The organism is Thermoplasmatales archaeon (assembly GCA_026127925.1).
GTDB lineage: Archaea > Thermoplasmatota > Thermoplasmata > Thermoplasmatales > Thermoplasmataceae > JAKAYB01.
This window is the reverse complement of record JAJSLM010000005.1, coordinates 1-20,023: the sequence shown is the minus strand read 5'-3', so window position 1 is coordinate 20,023 and position 20,023 is coordinate 1. Positions and strand designations below refer to the sequence as shown.

Annotated in this window: 19 protein-coding genes; 10 read left to right on the top strand and 9 right to left on the bottom strand. The window is 41.9% G+C overall.

Going from position 1 to position 20,023, the window contains the following annotated elements:
• Positions 1 to 28: 28 nt before the first annotated feature.
• The 5 genes from LVQ96_05610 to LVQ96_05590 form a co-directional block, all read right to left on the bottom strand.
• Complete coding sequence (locus tag LVQ96_05610) at positions 29 to 535, bottom strand: hypothetical protein (GenBank protein MCW6170629.1); 507 nt, start codon at positions 533 to 535, stop codon at positions 29 to 31.
• A complete protein-coding gene (locus LVQ96_05605) occupies positions 536 to 1,195 on the bottom strand; it encodes a hypothetical protein (protein ID MCW6170628.1) in 660 nt (219 codons plus the stop codon).
• 257 nt (positions 1,196 to 1,452) lie between these two features.
• On the bottom strand, positions 1,453 to 3,312 hold the full coding sequence (locus LVQ96_05600; protein ID MCW6170627.1) for an aldehyde ferredoxin oxidoreductase family protein: 1,860 nt from the start codon (positions 3,310 to 3,312) through the stop codon (positions 1,453 to 1,455).
• Positions 3,313 to 3,437: 125 nt separating this feature from the next.
• Positions 3,438 to 5,321 carry a molybdopterin biosynthesis protein gene (locus LVQ96_05595; GenBank protein MCW6170626.1) on the bottom strand — a complete coding sequence of 628 codons (1,884 nt, stop codon included), beginning with the start codon at positions 5,319 to 5,321 and terminating at the stop codon, positions 3,438 to 3,440.
• Positions 5,305 to 6,528: a molybdopterin molybdotransferase MoeA gene (locus tag LVQ96_05590; protein MCW6170625.1), complete on the bottom strand. Its 1,224-nt coding sequence runs from the start codon at positions 6,526 to 6,528 to the stop codon at positions 5,305 to 5,307. The genes LVQ96_05595 and LVQ96_05590 overlap by 17 nt, the downstream gene beginning before the upstream one ends.
• Before the next feature lie 111 nt (positions 6,529 to 6,639).
• Between LVQ96_05590 and LVQ96_05585 the strand changes: the two genes are divergently transcribed.
• The 4 genes from LVQ96_05585 to LVQ96_05570 all read left to right on the top strand — a co-directional run bounded on the left by LVQ96_05585 (position 6,640) and on the right by LVQ96_05570 (position 11,666).
• Positions 6,640 to 7,848 carry a substrate-binding domain-containing protein gene (locus LVQ96_05585; protein MCW6170624.1) on the top strand — a complete coding sequence of 403 codons (1,209 nt, stop codon included), beginning with the start codon at positions 6,640 to 6,642 and terminating at the stop codon, positions 7,846 to 7,848.
• A gap of 60 nt (positions 7,849 to 7,908) precedes the next feature.
• Complete coding sequence (locus tag LVQ96_05580) at positions 7,909 to 8,706, top strand: ABC transporter permease (GenBank protein ID MCW6170623.1); 798 nt, start codon at positions 7,909 to 7,911, stop codon at positions 8,704 to 8,706.
• Positions 8,696 to 9,589 carry an ABC transporter ATP-binding protein gene (locus LVQ96_05575; GenBank protein ID MCW6170622.1) on the top strand — a complete coding sequence of 298 codons (894 nt, stop codon included), beginning with the start codon at positions 8,696 to 8,698 and terminating at the stop codon, positions 9,587 to 9,589. The genes LVQ96_05580 and LVQ96_05575 overlap by 11 nt, the downstream gene beginning before the upstream one ends.
• A gap of 262 nt (positions 9,590 to 9,851) precedes the next feature.
• Positions 9,852 to 11,666, top strand: a complete 1,815-nt coding sequence (locus LVQ96_05570; protein ID MCW6170621.1) for an aldehyde ferredoxin oxidoreductase family protein — start codon at positions 9,852 to 9,854, stop codon at positions 11,664 to 11,666.
• On the opposite strand, the gene LVQ96_05565 is transcribed toward LVQ96_05570, so the two are convergent.
• Positions 11,667 to 11,942, bottom strand: coding sequence for a MoaD/ThiS family protein (locus LVQ96_05565; GenBank protein ID MCW6170620.1), 276 nt, complete (start codon positions 11,940 to 11,942; stop codon positions 11,667 to 11,669).
• 193 nt (positions 11,943 to 12,135) lie between these two features.
• On the opposite strand from LVQ96_05565, the gene LVQ96_05560 reads away from it, so the two are divergent.
• From LVQ96_05560 to LVQ96_05540, 5 genes are all read left to right on the top strand, one after another.
• Positions 12,136 to 13,380, top strand: a complete 1,245-nt coding sequence (locus tag LVQ96_05560) for an MFS transporter (protein MCW6170619.1) — start codon at positions 12,136 to 12,138, stop codon at positions 13,378 to 13,380.
• A 190-nt stretch (positions 13,381 to 13,570) separates the two neighbouring features.
• Positions 13,571 to 14,962 carry a CoA-binding protein gene (locus LVQ96_05555; protein ID MCW6170618.1) on the top strand — a complete coding sequence of 464 codons (1,392 nt, stop codon included), beginning with the start codon at positions 13,571 to 13,573 and terminating at the stop codon, positions 14,960 to 14,962.
• The gene (locus tag LVQ96_05550; GenBank protein MCW6170617.1) at positions 14,946 to 15,596 is read left to right on the top strand and encodes an acetate--CoA ligase family protein; all 651 of its coding nucleotides are present in this window, start codon (positions 14,946 to 14,948) and stop codon (positions 15,594 to 15,596) included. The genes LVQ96_05555 and LVQ96_05550 overlap by 17 nt, the downstream gene beginning before the upstream one ends.
• A 150-nt stretch (positions 15,597 to 15,746) precedes the next feature.
• Complete coding sequence (locus tag LVQ96_05545; GenBank protein MCW6170616.1) at positions 15,747 to 16,115, top strand: cupin domain-containing protein; 369 nt, start codon at positions 15,747 to 15,749, stop codon at positions 16,113 to 16,115.
• 94 nt (positions 16,116 to 16,209) lie between these two features.
• Complete coding sequence (locus LVQ96_05540) at positions 16,210 to 16,974, top strand: DUF973 family protein (protein MCW6170615.1); 765 nt, start codon at positions 16,210 to 16,212, stop codon at positions 16,972 to 16,974.
• 321 nt (positions 16,975 to 17,295) lie between these two features.
• Here LVQ96_05540 and LVQ96_05535 read toward each other — a convergent pair whose 3' ends face one another.
• Positions 17,296 to 18,444 (bottom strand): radical SAM protein, encoded by a 1,149-nt coding sequence (locus tag LVQ96_05535; protein ID MCW6170614.1) that lies wholly within the window; start codon positions 18,442 to 18,444, stop codon positions 17,296 to 17,298.
• Positions 18,445 to 18,639: 195 nt separating this feature from the next.
• Between LVQ96_05535 and LVQ96_05530 the strand changes: the two genes are divergently transcribed.
• Complete coding sequence (locus LVQ96_05530) at positions 18,640 to 18,810, top strand: hypothetical protein (GenBank protein ID MCW6170613.1); 171 nt, start codon at positions 18,640 to 18,642, stop codon at positions 18,808 to 18,810.
• Between the two features lie 192 nt (positions 18,811 to 19,002).
• On the opposite strand, the gene LVQ96_05525 is transcribed toward LVQ96_05530, so the two are convergent.
• Together LVQ96_05525 and LVQ96_05520 are read right to left on the bottom strand one after the other, a co-directional pair.
• On the bottom strand, positions 19,003 to 19,608 hold the full coding sequence (locus LVQ96_05525) for a hypothetical protein (GenBank protein ID MCW6170612.1): 606 nt from the start codon (positions 19,606 to 19,608) through the stop codon (positions 19,003 to 19,005).
• A 138-nt stretch (positions 19,609 to 19,746) separates the two neighbouring features.
• On the bottom strand, positions 19,747 to 20,023 hold a 277-nt coding region (locus tag LVQ96_05520; GenBank protein ID MCW6170611.1), incomplete at its 5' end, for a transposase.

The following is a 20,023-nucleotide window of genomic DNA, read 5'->3' as shown; positions in this document are numbered from 1 at the left end:
GTTATGAACTGTGTTGGATCTAATCTGTTCATCCTTGAAAACCTTGCAAACAAAATACCGCTAGGAGTCCTTTAGTCAGTACCTGTTTACTGATTAGATCACTCTCGATTTCTTTCCACTCTTTCCGATTGGCTCTTTCAAAAATCAATCTAAAAAAAAGCAGATCATTGGTATCTTCATCAAGGACATAGTCTAAGTACGGTCCACCGTAATAACCATAGTTTTGCCCGAGGTAATCTAGTAATTGAGCTAGCTCTAAAAGCATCTCAGATCCAGATTCGGATTGTAAGTCATTTGCCGCGAACTCTTCGATTACCCGGCTCAGCGTAGCCTCTCCAGTATACTTTCTGATGATGTTTATAGCTACATTTGACTTCAAGAAATTGTTGAGTTGTTCATATTTTGTCCACTGGCCCGATAATTCTGGATAGAAATCATTCCTAGAATTACTTATGTTTGACCCATTCAGATCAAAGCTTGTGTCCAAAGCAGTTGTTGACGTTGAATCTGCAATGTATACAGATCCAAAAACCATTTATGCTACCTCCTTAAGATAGTTCATTAGTTTTTCTGCATCTAAAAACGCTTTGGATATTATACTATTCTCAAAGTATATCATTCTATAAGTCATGGTTATTGAGATTTTGGTAGGGTCCTGAATTAAAGGTTCGATGTTGATCTGTTTCCAAGGTTGAGATCGAATATCATCCTCAGATAATATAGCGTCGAATATTCTTAAACCAAACAATTTCGGATCGCTCATTGTCTCTAATTTAGGTAGTTTAATTCGTTTTTCTCTTAGTTGATTTCCTTCTTCCACCAAATTTAAGTATAACTCATAAGCAAAGACTCTTTCTTTCAATCCCGCTTTCGCTATTAATTCATTTATCATGTTTACTGCGTTTTCAAATTCCTTCGGATCGTCTCCCTTCCGTACGGTAAATTGAATGACACCTTTTTCACCCGATCTATATGTAATGTTCCCAACCGTCACAGTGTTGTTCTCAATTTCACCTATTTTCCGAAAACCAGCTTGAATATTTAGTGGCGTCCCTAATCCTGGAACTAATAAAGTAGGGATTTGGTAATCCGCCTTAAAACTACCCTCTATCATTATAATTGCAGTGACATCTTCATTTGTCAATTTGTTGTTTAAAATTACAGTTATATTTCCGGACATACCTTTTATAGGCATATGAATACCGCCTAAAAAGCTTTTTAATTTATAGAATTTTCAATTTTTATTCAATGGATACGGGTTATAATTGCTCATTAATTTCTAATTAGTATTGCTCTCGTGTAGTAGAGTTATTTTTCCAGTAAATCTATCATTAAAACTTGCGACCCAGACGTACCTAATTTGGCCATAATTTCTTTCCTGCGTAGATAATCCAAGATTATCCACAGGTGCCATTACGGGCCGCCTTGAAATAGAGAGGTAAAAACTAAGGATTAAGCCGTGACAAGCTCAGGCTCGATCTGAAGCTTTTCTATTATCTCAGAGGAGGGTTTCCCGTCTTTTGTCAACCCAAGTTCTTCAAGGTACTCATTTCTCAGCGAATTATAGTCTACTGTGATACCAGCAGTTATTCCAGACCTCAGAGGGGGAATACCCATAACCCTGTCAGGGGGTTTTATGTCATACTGATTTACTGACTGCTTTGCGTTGAACTCGTGCCTCAGAATCTGGATCCTCCAACCTATCGATATCAGATCGCCCGATGTGAAATCAATGCCCATTATTGCCTTTAAAAATTCGGAATAGGGGTAGCTGTTCTGCCAAATGTTTGTAGAGAACTGGCACATGCCTGTTGAATTCATGATCTCGTTTCCGGCAACAGCAAGCAACTGTAGGTGAGCTTTCCCGTGATATTCGTACCTTGGTATCTTGGTTCCAGAAGCTTCGTGTTTGAACGGAAGAACAAGTTCAGAACCTTCATTGAAGCCAATCGTTCCAGCAGTGTGCCTGCCAGGGGTTGGATCGGAAATGTATGTTGTTCCAATACTTGGCATAAGTCTAGGGTCGTGCATAGGGAGATCCTGGCCACCAATATCCATTGCAAAATTGCTACTATTCTTTCCTATCACCTGCGAAGCATAATGCTGTCCCATTCCAAGAATTTTTCCGATACCTTCTGCCTTGCCTATAAGCTCAACAAGCTTTACCTCAGCATCTGGGTTTCCAAAACCTATCTCAAAACCAATATCATCTTTGGTCAGTACTCCGTTTTCGTAGCATTCATTTGCAAAAGCAATGGCTGCCCCCGTTGTGATTATATCAAGACCGTACCTATTGCAGAGCTCAAAGCTCATAGACATCGCATCCAGATCAGCTATCATATTAAGTCCACCAAAAGCGCCAGTACCCTCATACTCGAGCCTGTGTCCCTCTATGTCGCCATACCTTGTACTTCGCTTGATGTGTCCGCCACATGCAAGAGTGCACTGTGCACAACCGTATGATTTTAGAACGTCTTTCCTGATCATCTCACCGCTGATCTTCTTTGCGTTTTCTTCCCCGAAGTCCTTGAAGCCGGAAGCAGCCCAATTTTTTATCGGTGTATCACCGTTGAGATGTGACGGTTCGGTTGTCGCAGTAGTGCCAAACATGTGCCACGGGTCCACGAGATTCATTGAATTGCGAAACTGAATCTGTGCTTTCTTTATGGTGTCCATCAACATGCTTTCGTCATAGACTGGGACTTTCTTTGTTCCCCTTGCGAAAACACCTTTAAGTTTTTTTGAGCCCATTACGGCTGCAAGACCAGAACGGCCTGCCGCCCTTCCAAACTCGTTCATTATGGAGGCCGCGTACATCATTTGTTCTCCTGGGACACCAATTACCATTGCCTGCCCTCTAGGATCGATCTTCTTCAGATCAGTTTCTGTCTCGTATGCGTCTTTGCCCCACAGATTTGAGGCATCTTCTATCGAATAATTTCCATCCACGATCTTGATAAAAACTGGTTTCTTGGCAATACCCTTTACAAAGAGGGCATCGAAGCCACTGTTAATTAATTCCGGGGCAAATTTACCGCCACAGTTGGAGTCACCCCACGTTCCTGTCATTGGTGATTTTGCGACTACTTCCAGTCTTCCTCCAAGTGGGGCATTATGGCCATTAAACGGGCCAGAGGCAAAACACAGGATATTCTCAGGGCCAAGCGCATCTATTTTTCCTTTTATCTCTCGATTTAAGATATATGCAGCTAGACCAACACCTCCGAGGTACTTTTTGTAAACATTCTCATCCAAGTTTTCGACCCAGCTCTTGCTTTCAGAGAGGTCAACCCATAAAATCTTTCCATTCATCCCAAACATAGTTGGATATTGCTCCATAATATTTCAGTATTTACAATAATCCACCAACTACCCTTACTCGGAGACAAATATTCCTCTTTGCGCATTTAAGGAAATGAAAGGCCCGACTTATTCAACTATAATTTTATGATTCCACCGGTATCGTCTACCGGTTGATAACCTATAAATTCACTGATGTATCTTCCTATTTCTTTCAGATTTGATAAAAATTCTTTCCCCGTTGCAGAGTCATAGAATTTCTTAGACATGAGGATATCGAACTCCTCCTCCCTTATTGGGTTGAACTCAAGTCCCAATTTCTCGGCATAATACTTTAGAGATATTCCAGCATCAGCCCTTCCCTGTGATATTGCTCTTGCAACTCCAGCCTCTGTATTAGTTTCCCACAGATAACCGATGAGATTCCTTCTTATTTCCGAATCCTGGCCAAGCATTTCCTCTATGAGATCGCGTGTTCCTGAGCCTTTATTTCTGTTGACGAAGATTAACTTTTTCTCTGTTATTTCAGAGAAACCAGATACCGGAAAACGAGACACAAACCCCCTAGTCCTGAGGAAGCCGCGAACCAGGTAGCATTTTTTTCGAAGCACCTCATCCATTACAGATACGTTGTACTTTCCATCTTTAAGTATATGAATGCCTGAAATGTCAGGTATCCCTAATTTCATGGCGTTGATGCCTCCCCAGGAGCCAACATTCACTATCTTTGCCTGTCTGTCGACACCCAGGATTATAGTATCGAGAAGGGGATCGTTACTCCCAATGCTTATAACGCTAGACACATGTTCGTTTATTGGCATGTAGTCAACGCTTTCTCCAGCTTCTACGTACTTAACGTCGGAAGGTATTGAGATGAGGCCATCCGCATACAGGATTCTGCTAATAGATCCAGAATTACCCATGATGGGAAAGCATCGATTGTCTCTGGTCGAAATGACCGGTAGAATGGTTTCCTGTGATCTCTCTGCATTTATTCTGTATGGCACTGTGGTTTTTCTCGTAAATCTTTCGGCTGAACCCATGGCTTGCAGGAGGGAAGGCACAACTATGTAATTAAGAATCACGGCTGAGGACAGCGGGAAACCGGGCATTCCTATGAACAGTGTATTCTTAATTTTCCCGAAGAATGTTGGTTTACCGGGTTTTATATTCATGCCGTGAAACATGATCTTCCCACCAACCTGCTCAACAATCCTGTACAGAACATCATAAAACCCAGCAGATGTTGAACCGGAACCCATGAGTATATCAAATTTATCGACATTGCTCTCTATTAGTCTCTTCATTTCATTCTCATCATCTTTTACTATGCCTAAAAATGTGGTTGAGGCCAGACCGGTATGGCTAAGCCGGGAGACAAAATATGGACTGTTAGTATCAAAAATTTGACCCGTTACGAGGCTGTCACCAGGTTGAATGATCTCGTTTCCGGTTGAGAATATGCCTATATTGATTTTTTCGTAGACCCAGACAGATGAAATCCCTGAGGCGGCGAGTGTCCCAATTCTTTCAGGAGTTATGATTACCCTTGCCGGAAGGACAAGCGCACCCATTGAAATATCAGTGCCGGCAAAAGAGATGTTCTCTCCGGGATACACTGATTTATAGATTTCTATATATTTCTCGCTTTCTCTGGTATCTTCTATCATCACTACTGCATCGCAGCCCCTGGGAATTATCGCACCAGTGGCAATATATATGCAGTTTCCATGAATGAGTTCTGGGGCAGAAGAATCCCCTGCCATGACACGTGACTGGAGTCTCAGTTTCTTCGGACTGTCTTCCTCGGCTCCCTCCACATCTTCGTGGAATACGGCATAACCGTCCACCTCGGATCTATCAAATGATGGGACGTCATATTTTGAGAACACGTCTCTCGATGATGCATACCCAAGCGATTCGCCTATCTCCACTTCCCTTTCTTTGAGATGAGTGCGAATCTCACCAGCGATCAGGTTGACAGCTTCATTGGAACTAACCAAATTATGAAATATTTTCATTATAATCACCTATTAATTTTATGTTAACTTCGTCTCCATCTTTATAGCCCTCAAGATTGTCCTTAACGATGAGGTATCCATTTGCCCGGATTACAGAGCTTATAACTCCAGAACCGGTTGTCCTTAACGGGTCGGCGTACAATTTATCATTTTCTTTAAACAGTCTAACCCTGACAAACATCATAACACCATCGTTGTTGTAAATTGATCTAGTGAGAATAGCCTTAACTTCTCTACTAGAGGACGATTCTATGCCAAACCATGACGCCAAAGCTGGGTGAATAATGTAGTCAAATGCCACAAGAGCAGCTACTGGAAGTCCAGAGATAATGAAAATAGGTTTTTCATTGAATAATCCGAGCCCGGTGGTTCTACCCGGCTTGATCTTGACACCATGAAATATTATCCTCCCGTTTTCCGAAACTATGTCGTGCATCAAATCAACAGAGCTCGGACCGGACCCGCCAGTTACGATTATTACGTCCTCACGCATAGATTTTAGAGCATCAATAATTTTTTCTTTGCTATCGACAACATTGCCATGAAAATTAGTGCTCATCCCAAGACCATGGATTAGGGAAGAGAGCATTGGAGCCGTGGAATTGTTTATTCGTCCAGAAACAAGCTCATCCCCAGTTGAGAGGATCCCTACAGATGTATCAAGTACCTTTACATCTTCAATACCCGCCTCAATCATGGCTGCCAGATGCCAAGGCATTATTTTCTCACCCGCATGCAATATAATATCCCCTTTACGCAGGTCTTCTCCTGCTCTCATTATGTTTTGAAATTTTCTTACCTGTTTGAAAACTAGGACGTGATCATCGATCGCTTCTGTATCTTCCTGCATAACAACTGCATCGGATCCTTCAGGAATCATGGCGCCGGTGAAAACGCGGGCACATTCCGTTCCCTGCAAATTAAAGTTTGGTGTTGTGTCAGCATTTATAGTTCCAACAACCCTCAATGAAGCTGGATTATTTCTGGAAGCACTCAGTGCATTTTCAAATTTAACAGCAAAACCATCAACAGCGCTTCTGTTATGAGGTGGAAAAGTTGAGGGGCTTGCAATGTCCTCAACAACGAATCTTCCCACAGATTCTTTAACACCTAACGTTATGGATCTCTTTTGAATTTCCAGTTGGTCAATTCTTTCTAGGACAATATCATACCTTACGAGAGTTTTGAAATCCATCTGAAATTGCATTACATACTCCCCTATTAGAATTTCTTAGTTTGACTCTGAAATCATGCATTTTTCATAAATAGTATAGACAGACTGGAAAAAAGCTTAAACAGGAATTGAATCCTATTAAACATGAGTAATGGAAAACCTAAAGTTATCGTATATGTAATAGTGTTCCTTCTCGTTGGAATCGCTGTTGGCGGCATTGTAGGTTATTACGTCCCGCACCCTTCAACAAAACCTTCAGAAAGCATTTCAGTTTTTGCCGCAGGCTCACTCGCTTATGCCCTTGGCGATCACTTCAATCCTTACTTCAAGAACGCAACAGGGATTACGGCTGGAAGTACCTTCTCTGGTTCCGTGAGCGGAGCAAGATCTGTCCAGAGTGGGACGCATTATGACGTATTCATAAGTGCCGCAGCTGGTGTCATTCCTAGTTACCTATCCAATTATACGGACTGGATGATAATTTTCGCAACAAATGAAATGGCGGTTACCTGGCTTAATCCTTCATATAACATTACACCTGGGCAATTCTGGTTCGAAAATATTACAGCTCCGAAAGTTACCGTTGCTGCATCTACTTCACAGCTTGATCCAAGCGGTTTTCAGGCCATAGAAATGACAAAACTCGCAGGTGTTCTATATACAGGATGGGACAATACAACGTATGGGAAATACGTCAAGGAGGCATTTTCAAGCAACTTTTCACTGTATATGAGATATAACAATGCCTGGAACGCATGGTTCGCTAAGGATGGGAAACTTGCAACTGATGGTTGGGGAGGAAATTATAGCGTTAACGACTCTATGGCCCTGTATGATCAGGTTTTTGGTTATATGCTCCTCCACCATTACACGAAACTTACCACGGTAGAAATTGGCCTTGATGGATTGCTGGAGGCCCATACTGCAGATTATGCACTGACTTATAAATCTCAGGCAATAAACCAACACCTGTACTATTTCCAAAACTCCAATGGGAGGAACGGAATACCGTCGTGGATTAATCTTGGAAGCATATCGCCTAGTCACGTTGCATTCTATGCCTCGGTAAACTCAACAGGACCAACAACACCTGACGATAATATCGGAAACATGCCTGCAACACCGATATTCTATTCGGTATCCGTCCTCAATGGCACCTCAAATCTTCAGCAAGCCTATTCGTACGTCTATTATCTTATAACTGGTTCCGGCATTGGCTTTCTCAAATCCAGCGACTTTGATCCCCTGCCTATAGCCTACGGATACAATATTAGCAACATTCCAGTTTCATTAAGGCCAAGTGTGGAATCGATTCCGTCCTATATCCCGTCCTCAGCATACACTAAGGCGTGAGCTCATCTTTGCTTTTTCCCTTTGACAAACTTTATTTTCTCTTTTGTGTAATCACCTCCTATGAAGAGTAAGCTTGTTTGGCTGTTTTTTCCAGTGGTTGTAATATACCTCCTGTTTCTCTTTCTTCCGGTACTACGTATTCTCACGTTTAATTCCTTCAGTTACTTGATAGCAGACTCAAAAAGTGGCATCCTTACTAGTGTATATTACACATATCTAATTGCCCTGGGAGTTGCACTGATTGCGGTATTATTTTCACTTCCCTATTCCTATGTTATGACCCGTAAAACTGGGATTGGATATAAAGTGGCTGATAGCCTCGTTGAAATTCCTATCATGATTCCAAGCACCGTAGTTGGTGTAATGATGCTGATCACGTTCGCTCCGCAGATGCCTGTTGGAAAAATTATTGCACGCATCATACCAGGATACAGCTTTACCGATTCACTTTTTGCAATTATAGTAACCCTCCTTTTTGTATCATCAGCTTACTCGATTCGTGTTATAGGGGTAAGCTACAGGCAGGATATCCTGCGATACGAGGAAGAAGCCATGACGCTCGGGATCAGCGAGACGCGCAGTTTCTTCCTTCTCTCCGTTCCGCTTCTGTTGAAGCCCATGATCAGAGCCCTGATACTTTCATGGGCTAGGGCTATTTCTGCCGTTGGTTCCCTCCTCATAGTCGCCTATTACCTATTCCCGGGATTTATCAAAATGGCGGGGGTTTTCATTTACAGCCAGTACATAAGCGTGGGTCTCCCTCCCGCAGCGGCATCTTCAGCCATACTCATAATTACTGGAGTTGTAGCTATGGCTATACTCAGGTTAGCAGGTGGAAAGAATGCTATTGTCTATTGAAAATCTTACATTTAGCTTTCCGGGCTTTGATATCGATATACCTCATCTAGAGCTTCCTTCCGGAAAGAACTTTATCATGGGCCCAAACGGTTCGGGAAAAACAACTCTGCTGAAAGTTATAAATGGATTATACAGGCAACACACCGGTAACATTGAGCTCAACGGGAAGATCATAAATGACGTACCCACATGGAAACGGCAGATCTCCTACGTTCCACAAAATCTTCTGCTCTTTCCGCATTTAAGCGTTAGAAAGAACCTGTTGTTTTCTGTTGATCACGGAAACGGAAAGATGGAAATATTCGATGAGATCGTTGAGGACTTGCAATTGAAGGATCTTCTCGATAGAAAGACAGATGAAATTTCAGGTGGGCAGTCGCAGCGGGTAGCTCTTGCGAGATCAATAATAAGTTCGCCCAGCCTCGTCCTCCTTGACGAACCACTTTCTATGCAGGACATCTCCACTCGCTTGTACATGCTTTCCAAACTTGATGATCTAATGGGGAAGTATTCATTTTCGGTCATATATGTAACACATAACCAGTCAGACCTCGATTTTGGTTTTGATAGCGTCACCTTTATTCACGCTGGAAGAGTTGTTGAAAGTGTGAAGTCCCTTGAGGACATAAAGAACGTAGTCAGTAAGACCATGTTTAACGATGGCAATGTTGTGCAAATTGGCCAGGAATATTACACGTTAGATGAGAGATCCATTTATTTTTCCGATAAACCGGGACTTACCTATCGCTTCTGGAAGGGGCTCTCGTACAATGTCTATGCGCTGAACATCGATGGAAAAGAATATTTCCTGAAGCTGTCTCTTATGCCTAGTGGGAAGTACATGAACTTTGATTTGGAATCCGCTACGAGACTTTCAATCTGAGTCTTTCAGGTCCCTGAAATACATAGCTCCTGCACAGGGCGTGCAGAACGAAATAACTCTCCTTTCTGAAGAATCACATTGAGTTAATGGTACAAAGTGGTTTCGATCATGGAAGTTCATCTATGATTGCATTTCATTTTGCGTCAAGTCTTCCTGATGTCTTGTCCACGGAATAACCGATTTTGTCGAATTCTTTATTTTCCCGTGACTTTGTGATGCAAAAGCGTAAATATTAAGCTTGGATCGTTTGTATGGTATCAATATGGCTTATGGTGGATATACTGGAAAATTTCTTAGAGTAGATTTATCAAAGATGGAAGTAAAGGTCGAAGACACGAACATGAAATGGGCAAGAGATTATATTGGTGGTCAGGGCCTTGCAACGCGATACTTTGTGGATGAGGTTGATCCGCAGGTGGACCCCCTCTCTCCGGATAATGTGCTCATAATGGCTCCTGGTCCACTTACGGGCACGAGTGCGCCAACTGCGGCAAGATATATGGTTGTTACAAAAAGTCCTCTTACTGGAACAATAACAAGGAGCAATTCTGGTGGCTTCTTTGGGGCAAAATTGAAGCATTCCGGCTTCGACATGATCATTTTCAAGGGAAAAGCTCCCCATCCTGTGTATCTTTACGCTCATGACGGAAAAGCTGAGCTTAGAGACGCATCCCATGTATGGGGGAAGGATGTGTTCGAGACTGATGATACGCTGAAGCAGGAAACGGGAGTTAATGTTTCTGTTGCTGCAATTGGTCCAGCTGGCGAGAACCTTGTAAAATTTGCAGCCATTGTTAACGATAAGCATCGCGCTGCGGCGAGGAATGGTGTGGGTGCAGTCATGGGTTCCAAGAACCTAAAAGCTGTTGTTTCCTCTACTGGAAAGATGCCACTTATAGGCCACGCTGGGAAGTACAGAGACACTTTGACTGCTATGCTGAAGAAAATCAAATCGAATCCAGTAACGAGCAAAGGCCTACCTGCCTATGGCACTGAGGTATTGGTTAACATAGTCAATCAGTCCGGTATATACGGAAATGACAACTACCTCGATTCAGGTGAAGACCCGTTGGCTGATCTTGTTAGCGGTGAAACTCTCGCAGCTACTTACCTTATCCGAAACACGCCATGTTTTGCATGCCCAATTTCCTGCGGTAGGGTATCAAAGTACAATGAAAGGGAAAGTGAGGGTCCTGAATATGAATCAACGTGGGCGTTGGGACCGAATCTTGGAGTGCATGACCTTTATCCCGTTATTGCAGCAAACGATAATGCTGACAGATTAGGATATGATACCATAACAGCCGGGAACACTCTTTCTGCAGCTATGGAACTGTATGAAAACAAGAAGATACCGGACAAGGACGTTGGCCCAACCAAGCCAAAGTTCGGAAACACTTCATTCATTCTCGAAGCTTCGACAAAACTCGCCTACAGGAAAGATTTCGGTAACGAACTTGCGGAAGGATCCTATAGACTGGCGGAAAAATATGGCGATCCTGATGCATCTGTAAGTGTCAAGAAGCAAGAGATAGCGGCGTATGATCCGAGAGGCGCCTACGGTATTGGCCTAGAATATGCAACCAGTAACATAGGTGGCTCCCACATGAGAGCATACACTATCTCTAACGAGATTCTTGGGGTCCAGCCCATTTCCAACCCTGTTGTTAAGGAGGGCAAGGCCGCACTTGTAAAATATGTTCAGGATTTCACCGAGGTCATGGATTCTTCCGGACTTTGCCAGTTCCCATCATTCGCACTTGACCTAGACGATTATCTCGCTCTACTGAATGATGTCACGGGCTTCGACTATACTAAGGAAGAGGCCATGACAGCGGCTGAAAGGATCTGGAACCTTGAGCGTCTTTTCAATCTCAAGGCAGGTATCAAGCCTGAAGAAGACAAGCTGCCTGATAGGTTCACAAAAAAGGCATTGGAAAAGGGACCGCAGAAGGGGCAGACAGTGCCCATGGACTATCTCCTACCAGATTATTATTCTGTAAGAGGATGGGATAAGAAAGGATATCCGACAAAAGAGACTCTTGAGAGGCTCGATCTTTCTTACTATTCCCTCTGATCATCCACCGGCTACCGGTGGAAATATGTCTACTGAGTCCCCTTCCTTAATTTTTTCATTGATCCCATTTTTAAAGATTATGTTAATCCCGTTTACCAGGATGATGATATTGTTTCTAAGTGAATCTCCATCAAACATCAGGTTCGAGAATGCCTGTCCATATTTAGAAACCAGGAAATCTATAAGATTGTGGACTGTCGTATCTGTTAGATCTATCTTGTCTTCCTTAAGACCAGTAACGTCCCTTAGATTTGCATAGTACTTAACCGTGAACATATGATATTATGATCAATATCTAATATTCAATACTTTAGTGTATCCCTCAGCTAATTTTCCTCTTCTTTGGAAATCTTTCTCCGCTGGCAAAACTTGAAACTCGTTTTAAAATGAAATTGAGAGAATCCAATGCCCTTTGGTTTATTAAGATCAACAACAAGAATTAGAAATATTATGAAGGAATATCGTATGAATGTTAACAGAAGAGCATCCTTCCTCTACGGATAATTTTGGTAGAAAGGAAAGGATAAAGGCATTGACTTTTACTTCGTTGGGGCATTTTTCCAATGACCTTAATCTTCTCCTTTTTTCGATTCTCATCGTATACTATTCCAAGGATTACGGCATAAGTCTGGCCCTTCTAGGCGGCGTAGCGATAGTATACAATGTGCTCTCCGGTCTCTTGAGTGCACCCATAGGGAGCTACGCAGACAGAACAGGAGGATACAGGTTCCTGGTTGCTGCTGGGATAGCGATAATAGGTGCGTCCGTGGTTCTGTTTGCATTCTCGTTTCACTTTTCCCATTATGTTTTGCCGCTGATGCTTGTTTCTGCAATTGTTCTTGGGACAGGGCAGGCATTCTATCATCCCCTGGGAGCTTCGGTCTTAAGAATAACTTATGAAGCTAAGACATCGTCCGCATTGGGAATAAATGGATCTTTTGGTAGTGTGGGTCGTTCTGTGCTTCCAGTACTGCTCGTTCCAATGATTGTTCTGTATGGTGAGTTCCATACTCTCCTTTATCTTGCTGGTTATCTCTTTATCGCCTCTTTGATTATATTTTTCGGGCTGAACTTTATCAGTCCCATCAAGGATACCATAGAAAGAAAATTCAGTAAGCCTTCAGAAGATGCTTCGGATAAGGGAATTGAGCGCTATGAAAAGGCTATCTTCGTTCTCGTTTTGATAGTTTTCGTGAGGGCTATGTTTCTCACTGGAACTACAACCTATATTTCCCAATATTTGGTCGATCGGGTGCATTCTGACGCAGTTATGAGCTATATTGTAACAATAAGTTTCATTACCGCTGTAGTAGGGCAGCCAGTTTTCGGGCGCATAACTGAGATCAAAGGTGGGAAGTTTAGTATCATCGTTACTACAATCTTTTCCACGATCTTCTTTATCTTGTTTATGCTCTCAGGTTCCAATGTCATATTTGACACACTGACATACGCTTCATTCGTGTTCATGGCGTTCACGGGATTCCCTGTCCTGCTTGGTTATGTTGGCCAGATAGTTCCGAGAAGTGTGGTTACGAAATCGAGTGGCCTTGTCTGGGGATTAGGCAATACGGTTGGCGGTGGTGTCGGCCTCGCGGTAATGTCCCTGTTGTTATTCGTCAGGATCACTCTTCTTGACACCATGTGGTTAATGCTGGTGTTTGGTGTAGTTTCGTGCATACTCCTTCCCTTATTACCCAGAAGAATTAAGAGTTGATACACCCATTTTCTGTTTTGCATACACAGACTTCCCTTTACTATGTAATGAATGAGGCCCTGAACAAGAATAGATATTCGGTCGTCTTCAATAGGAATCTCAGTAGATCTCTCTGCAACGTCAATAAGTATCTTGCAATTCTTTCACGAAGGATACAATTAATAACTTGACAAAGGATTTCTTGTTCGTGATGGAAAGACTCTTTGATCCGGGATCGATTGCAATAGTGGGTGCCTCCTCGGATGCTACAAAGATCGGGCACGTAGTTCTGAAAAACCTTATTAGTTCAGGTTACCCCGGAAGAATTTATCCTGTTAATCCTTCAGCAAAAGAGATTATGGGCCTATACTGTTACCCCACCGTTAAATCGATACAATCAAAAGTAGACTTATGTGTTATAGGAATTCCAGCACTTGGTGCAGTATCCGTCTTAAGAGAGTGTGTTGATGCCCTTATTCCATACGTTATAATGATCCCGGGTGGATTTGCTGAAACAGGGAAAAAGGGCGAGGCTTTACAAAATGAAGTTAAGGACATCATTTCCGGAAAGATTACGCGGGTAATAGGGCCGAACACAGTAGGGATATATGTCCCTGGTAAGCAAGTTAACACCACACCTACTCCTGCAGAAAGAGTTGCCTTCCCTCCTGACGGCGTGATTTCTTTTGTGTCGCAGAGCGGTGCTCTTGGCCTACTTACTATGGACACAATTTCTGAGTTCAAAACCGGAATAAATGCTTTCATAAATATAGGAAACAGGGCCGATCTTGATGAGATAGACTTTCTCAGATACTTTCTCAAGGACAAGAAGACGAAAGCAATAGCTCTATATGTAGAGAGCATCCCAAGAGGAAGGGAATTTTACAAAGCTCTTAGAGAAACGAGCTGGGATAAACCAGTTATAATTCTCAAGTCAGGAAGAACGAATGTCTCTGCTAAGGCAGCGCAACTTCACACAGGTTCTCTGGCCACCAACGACAGAGTTCTCGACGGAATTCTTAAACAAGCGGGTGTAATTAGAGTCGCAAACGAAACAGAGCTCCTCGACGCGAGTAGAGCGCTGGCCTACAGCAAGCTTCCTCTGGGGAATCGTGTAGTTGTAATCACAACTGCAGGGGGCGTTGGAGTCCTGACTGTGGATTTTATAACCTCTTCGCGGACGGCAGTTCTAAAGATAGCAGAACTCTCTGATTCCCTAAAAGAGAAGATAAAGCACATCATCCTTCCTATAGCGTCAGCGGAAAATCCGATAGATCTCACCGCAGACGGAAGCGTTGAACAGATTGACAGGGTTATCGGATTGATTAACGAGAGTGGCGAAGCTGATCTTGTAGTACTCTTTGCGCTCCCCCAGACACCTAAAATGGATCAATCCATTGTCGATGTTATTTTCAAGTATAAAGAAAGTGGAATACCAATTATAGTTGGTGTACTGGGCTATAAAGAAGCTAGTGATATAAGAGTTAGCCTGGAGAAGAATATGATCCCATCATATCCCGATGTTTCAAGAACTGTATCTGCAGCAGAGCACCTAGTGATATATTCTAGGTACAGGAGGAGATTGCGTGAAGTCCCTCTATGAAATTTCACACGGGAACGTCATTGATGAGTACGCGGCTAAGAAAATTCTCTCGAGTAAAGGTATAAATGTTCCAAGAGGTTATGTTCTGGATGATGATGTTTCGCCGAATACTCCTTTTCCCTGTGTTTTGAAGGTTCTCGGCAGTGATATATTACACAAATCGGACATTGGTGGCGTGTTTCTTAACATACAGAATGCAGATCAGCTCAGGCAGGACATCAATGTATTGAGAGCACATTTCCCAAGGCACCAGTTGTTGATAGAAGAAATGGTTCCGGATAAAGTGGAAGTAATACTAGGTACAAATCTTGACAACACTTTTGGCCAGGTGCTGATGATCGGGCTTGGAGGTATTAGTGCTGAGATAGTCGGAGCTGTTTCATTTGGTTTGATCCCAGTGGAAAGAAGCTATCTGCAAGAGATGGTTGACGAGAGTCCGATAGGCAGGATCAAGGATAATTTTCGGGGGACAAAGATAGATACTGAAAAGCTGATCGATTATGCAATTATCGTTTCCGATTTTGTTAATGAATTTAAGGATGAGATACGAACATTTGACATCAACCCCCTTGTTTTCACCGGCAAAGAATGGTTTGCAGTTGATTCCAAGATAGTGCTGGTGAATAGAGATTAAGACTACCATTTATCTTGACCGTATAGGAACACCGATCAGGAGATAGCAAAGAAATGGCCTTAAGGCTGATTTCAGGCCTGAACGTGAAACTCGTGTAATTATTCGACCGGCTATCAATCAAATTTTTATACAGCCTATGCATGGATTATTATGCAAACTACAAAGGTGTCTCAAGGTTTTGTCCGTGACTCATATGCGATTGAGGGAAATGAAATGGATGGTGGGGCAAAGATTAGGTGGCTTATTACTCACCGCGATGGTGCGCCTACGTATTCAATGCGTCTTATTACAATTGAAAAGGGAAAATCTACGCCTCATCATCATCACGATTATGAACATGAGATTTACATTATTAGTGGGAAACTTGAGATCATGATTGGAAAAAACAAATCAATTGGAAAAAGCGATGACCATATCTTTATTCCTCCAAATATTGAGCATGGCATGGATGCCTTGGAGGATAGCAAGATCATCTGTGTCGTACCAATACGTGCAGCTCGTGAAATTCTGGGGGATTGAGTAACTGTTGTTTTGTCCCACAGGACCCTTGCATCCAGTTACGTAAATTGTACAGAGTGATAGATTTATATGGAATTCTTTATTGCAGATATAAATGACAAAACAGTGTCCGAATTGCTTTTTTGAGAATCCAGATTCAGCAAGATTTTGTGAGGTCTGTGGAAAACCACTCCAGCCTGCGGGAGTTCCGCCCCTATCTCCCGGTGCTCTTGATGCAAGAGTACTCTCTTCCATTAGAAAACTAAGATTCGCGTTTATAATAACCTTATTTTCGTCGGTTCTTTCTTACGTTCTATATGCCTTTGCATTTATACTCGATTCACACTTTGCCTCCCTCGGTCCATCTTACGTATCTTCACCAAACAGCAATCCATTTGCATCTCTTTCTGCATACTTTAGCTATCTTGTACCAATCCTGGTGCTATCGCTTCTTCTCACTATTGTCACTTATTATTTTATAATAGATTCTTTCAGAGGGTTAAAGAAGATCAGTTATGATTTCTCGATTGGTTACAACGGAGGCATCATGATACTCATATCAGAGGTTGCCGTTACCTTATTAGTATTGTTGCTTTTGGCCGTTCTTTTTCCACTTGTAGCTTCTCCAAGTAATGTTCCCCCTTCATCTCTTCCTCCACTACTTGGGCTTATTGTGGGTATACTCATCTTTGCTATCCCTCTTATTATCGGAATTATATTCCTTGCTGTTGGGATATACCGTGTGGGAGATCGTTTCGAGAGTGATTCTTTAAGAGCTGGTGCAATAATTAATATATTCATTCCTCTCGTTGCAGCAATCCTGATAATATATGCTACCACAAAAATCATAGAAAGTCTGAACACACCTGGTAGAAATTAATCACAAACTTATCGTCCTAAGCTCTTTCGTCATTATAAATAGAGCGAAACGATTATTCTTCGTTCAATTTTGTTAATAGTTCATTATTTGCATAAAAAATATACGTTGGCTAAATTAAAAACACGGATAAAAAATCAATTCATTACTTCTTTGGCAACGCGGATGTGGTCTGGAAATGTGCCTTTTGTTCATCATTTGGTTTTTGATCTGACTTTTTGCGACGAAGGAACGCCTTTAAGATAAAAACTATAGCAATCAGAGCTATGGCAATACCAATTTTTCTATCCTTCTTCTCCACCTGTGATGGCTGAAGAGCGCAATCTAGTGTTGGCGTTGTTCCACCTCTATATTGTATTTAGGAGGAATATAAAGACATGCTGGATCCTCTGCAAATGGGTCACCAGTATAAGCAAGGGCTCTAGCTCTTGATCCTCCGCAACTTTCCAGAAATTCGCAGGAACCACATTTGCCCTTAATCAGCCCGGAATGACGAGCATCAAGTACGTCTGTGTGTTTTGATATGATATCTTTAAGCTTTTCGTTACGTATGTTCCCAAGATTAAAAGTAAACAATCCTGATGGATAGACCACACCGTCCTGGCCTATAAACATTGTACCACGAAAATAGTGGTGTGGACTGCCAGTCCGGTGTGCAATGATTCCTGGTTCTTTCACCGTATTCTTACTTAATCGTGTTTCTCTGGTCAATCTCGTATATACTTCACCATTAAGAATGTCTGGGGAAATCTCCTTAATCTTGGGTATAACCCTTTTGATCGGGCTTTCTACCGTTCTTACATTTAGCCCATATTCAGAAAGATCAGAAAGCCAGTGATTTATCTGCATATACTGTTCTGCTGTGACATCCTGTAATCTAATTCCTCTTCCTGTCTTTATAAGGAAGAAGACCTCCCAAGCAGATACACCAAGGTCTTTTACAAGAGAGGCAAGCAGTGGTAGTTCGTTAACGTTTCTCCTCATTACAGTTGTATTTACCTGAACATTGATACCACGCTTTTTCATGCGCATAAGCAGATTCAGAGTGAGGTTGAAGCTTCCTGGAATTCTTCTCAACCAATCATGAGTTCCATCTTCTGTTCCATCTATACTCAGCGATACTGCCTTAACCTTGTTATCGATTATAAAATCGATGAACTCATCATCTAGGAGGGAGGAGGCAGCGGGACTGATTGAAAAAGGAAGGCTAAGCTCATGTGTATAAGCTATGATTTCCTTGATATCTTTTCTAAGAAGCAGATCTCCTCCCGTGAGGACAACTTCCGGGGGACTTTGTGATAATTCCTTTATCTGGTCCAGTAATCCCTTAATTTCTTGAAGGGTGAGCTGGTCAGGAGCAGGAGTGGTCTGGGATTCAGCTCTGCAGTGTCTGCATGTATACTCACACGCTTTCGTTGTCTCTATGAATATAAGTGATGGGACATAATCTGTAGTTGTTCTGTTCGGTATCATTTTTAACTGAATAATTCTATGTCCTATTAAACAGGGTAGCCTCATATGTTAGGGGATAACTTTCCTGGAGCGGGGGGATGAAATGCACTAATCCTTTTATCGCACGTCAAAACTAAATTGGTTTTACATTTATTGTCCTATACATTTTGATCAATTACAATTTTTTGAGCAAGAAAGTTCCGATCTTCAGAGGAGATGAATTGCGAACAAAAAATTTCTTGGACACGACTATATGCAAAGAGAATACCCATGAGGAGTCGGGAATTTAAGCCTGATAAGCCCGTTAAAAAGGGTGTGAGATGGAAAAGACCTTTAGACCTCATGATGAAGCCGCTGTCGATGAAGCAGGAATCTCCGATGCTTTAGCATGGAGAAGATGTCAGTAAGTAGTAGGACAAAAAACCTCTCTGTCATTATTATTTAAAAATCATAGTGCAATGATAGAACCAGATACAAGTAATCCTTCAAATGAATTATTAATCGAAAAATCTAATAAAATAAAAAAAGTCCTCCTCGTAGGAACGATGGAATAAAAATTATCAGATATTCAAAGAAAGCTCAGTTATCACTAGGTTTCATTGAACCCCTAGCAATTAACATAAGCAATCCAGAGATGAACCCGTTAAACAGCAAGGCCAAGACTCCAAACAAAACTGAATTGGAGTCATAGGCTTTTTGATATTCTCCCGAGTTGTACCAGTTTCTGATATGCATTATTCGGATCAGGCAGTATATTCCTATCACAAAAAATATTATATAAATTATTGGAGCTATAAGAAGAATACCTGCAAAAGCAAGTGCAACCCCGGCAGCAGCAGCGGCAGAAACAGCGGCAGTATACGCAACTATACCTAATATAAATTCTACAATAAAGATTACCTCAAAGATTATCGAAAAAACAAACGCAAGTGTAAGTAGCGTACCGGCGGAGCCACCCTCAGGCACACTTTTTAACTCTTTATGACTAATAACGTTCCCAGCACTGCCAACAACAACAACGTATTTGACGGTATGCCCAGATGAGTATGTCTCGATACCAATATTGTAGTTTTCTCCACTCTTCTCAAATCTGAACACGTTCATCGACGATGTTTGGATACCAGTCTGCGATGATATCCAATTTTTAGCAGCATCAGTATAAACAGAAGATTTATTTTCTTCCATGAACTTTAATCTGCAGTCTATATTTAAATGTTTTTATCGATTTATTTTTATTTACTACTCGAAACATCTTTACTACTCGAAACATCAATTGATAGTGTACATGATTTGCTGTAATTTTGAAAAGATCCTGTACATTCCCTAATCCTCCTCCATATTAATATATCTTCTCCCTGTTATCCACTCTTCATTTACGTCCATCATTATTGTCACAACAAGTCTCAGAAGAGACTGTTCCGACGGAAATGCCCCTATCTTCTTCGTTCTCCTCTTGAATTCCAGGTTAAGTCTCTCCAGCACGTTTGTTGTTCTCAGCCTTTTCTGGTACGATTCACTGTACGCTCTGTAATTGTACAGTGAGGGATACCATCTCTCGAACATCTCGGATGCTTTATCGAGACCCTCTTTAACAAGTGCG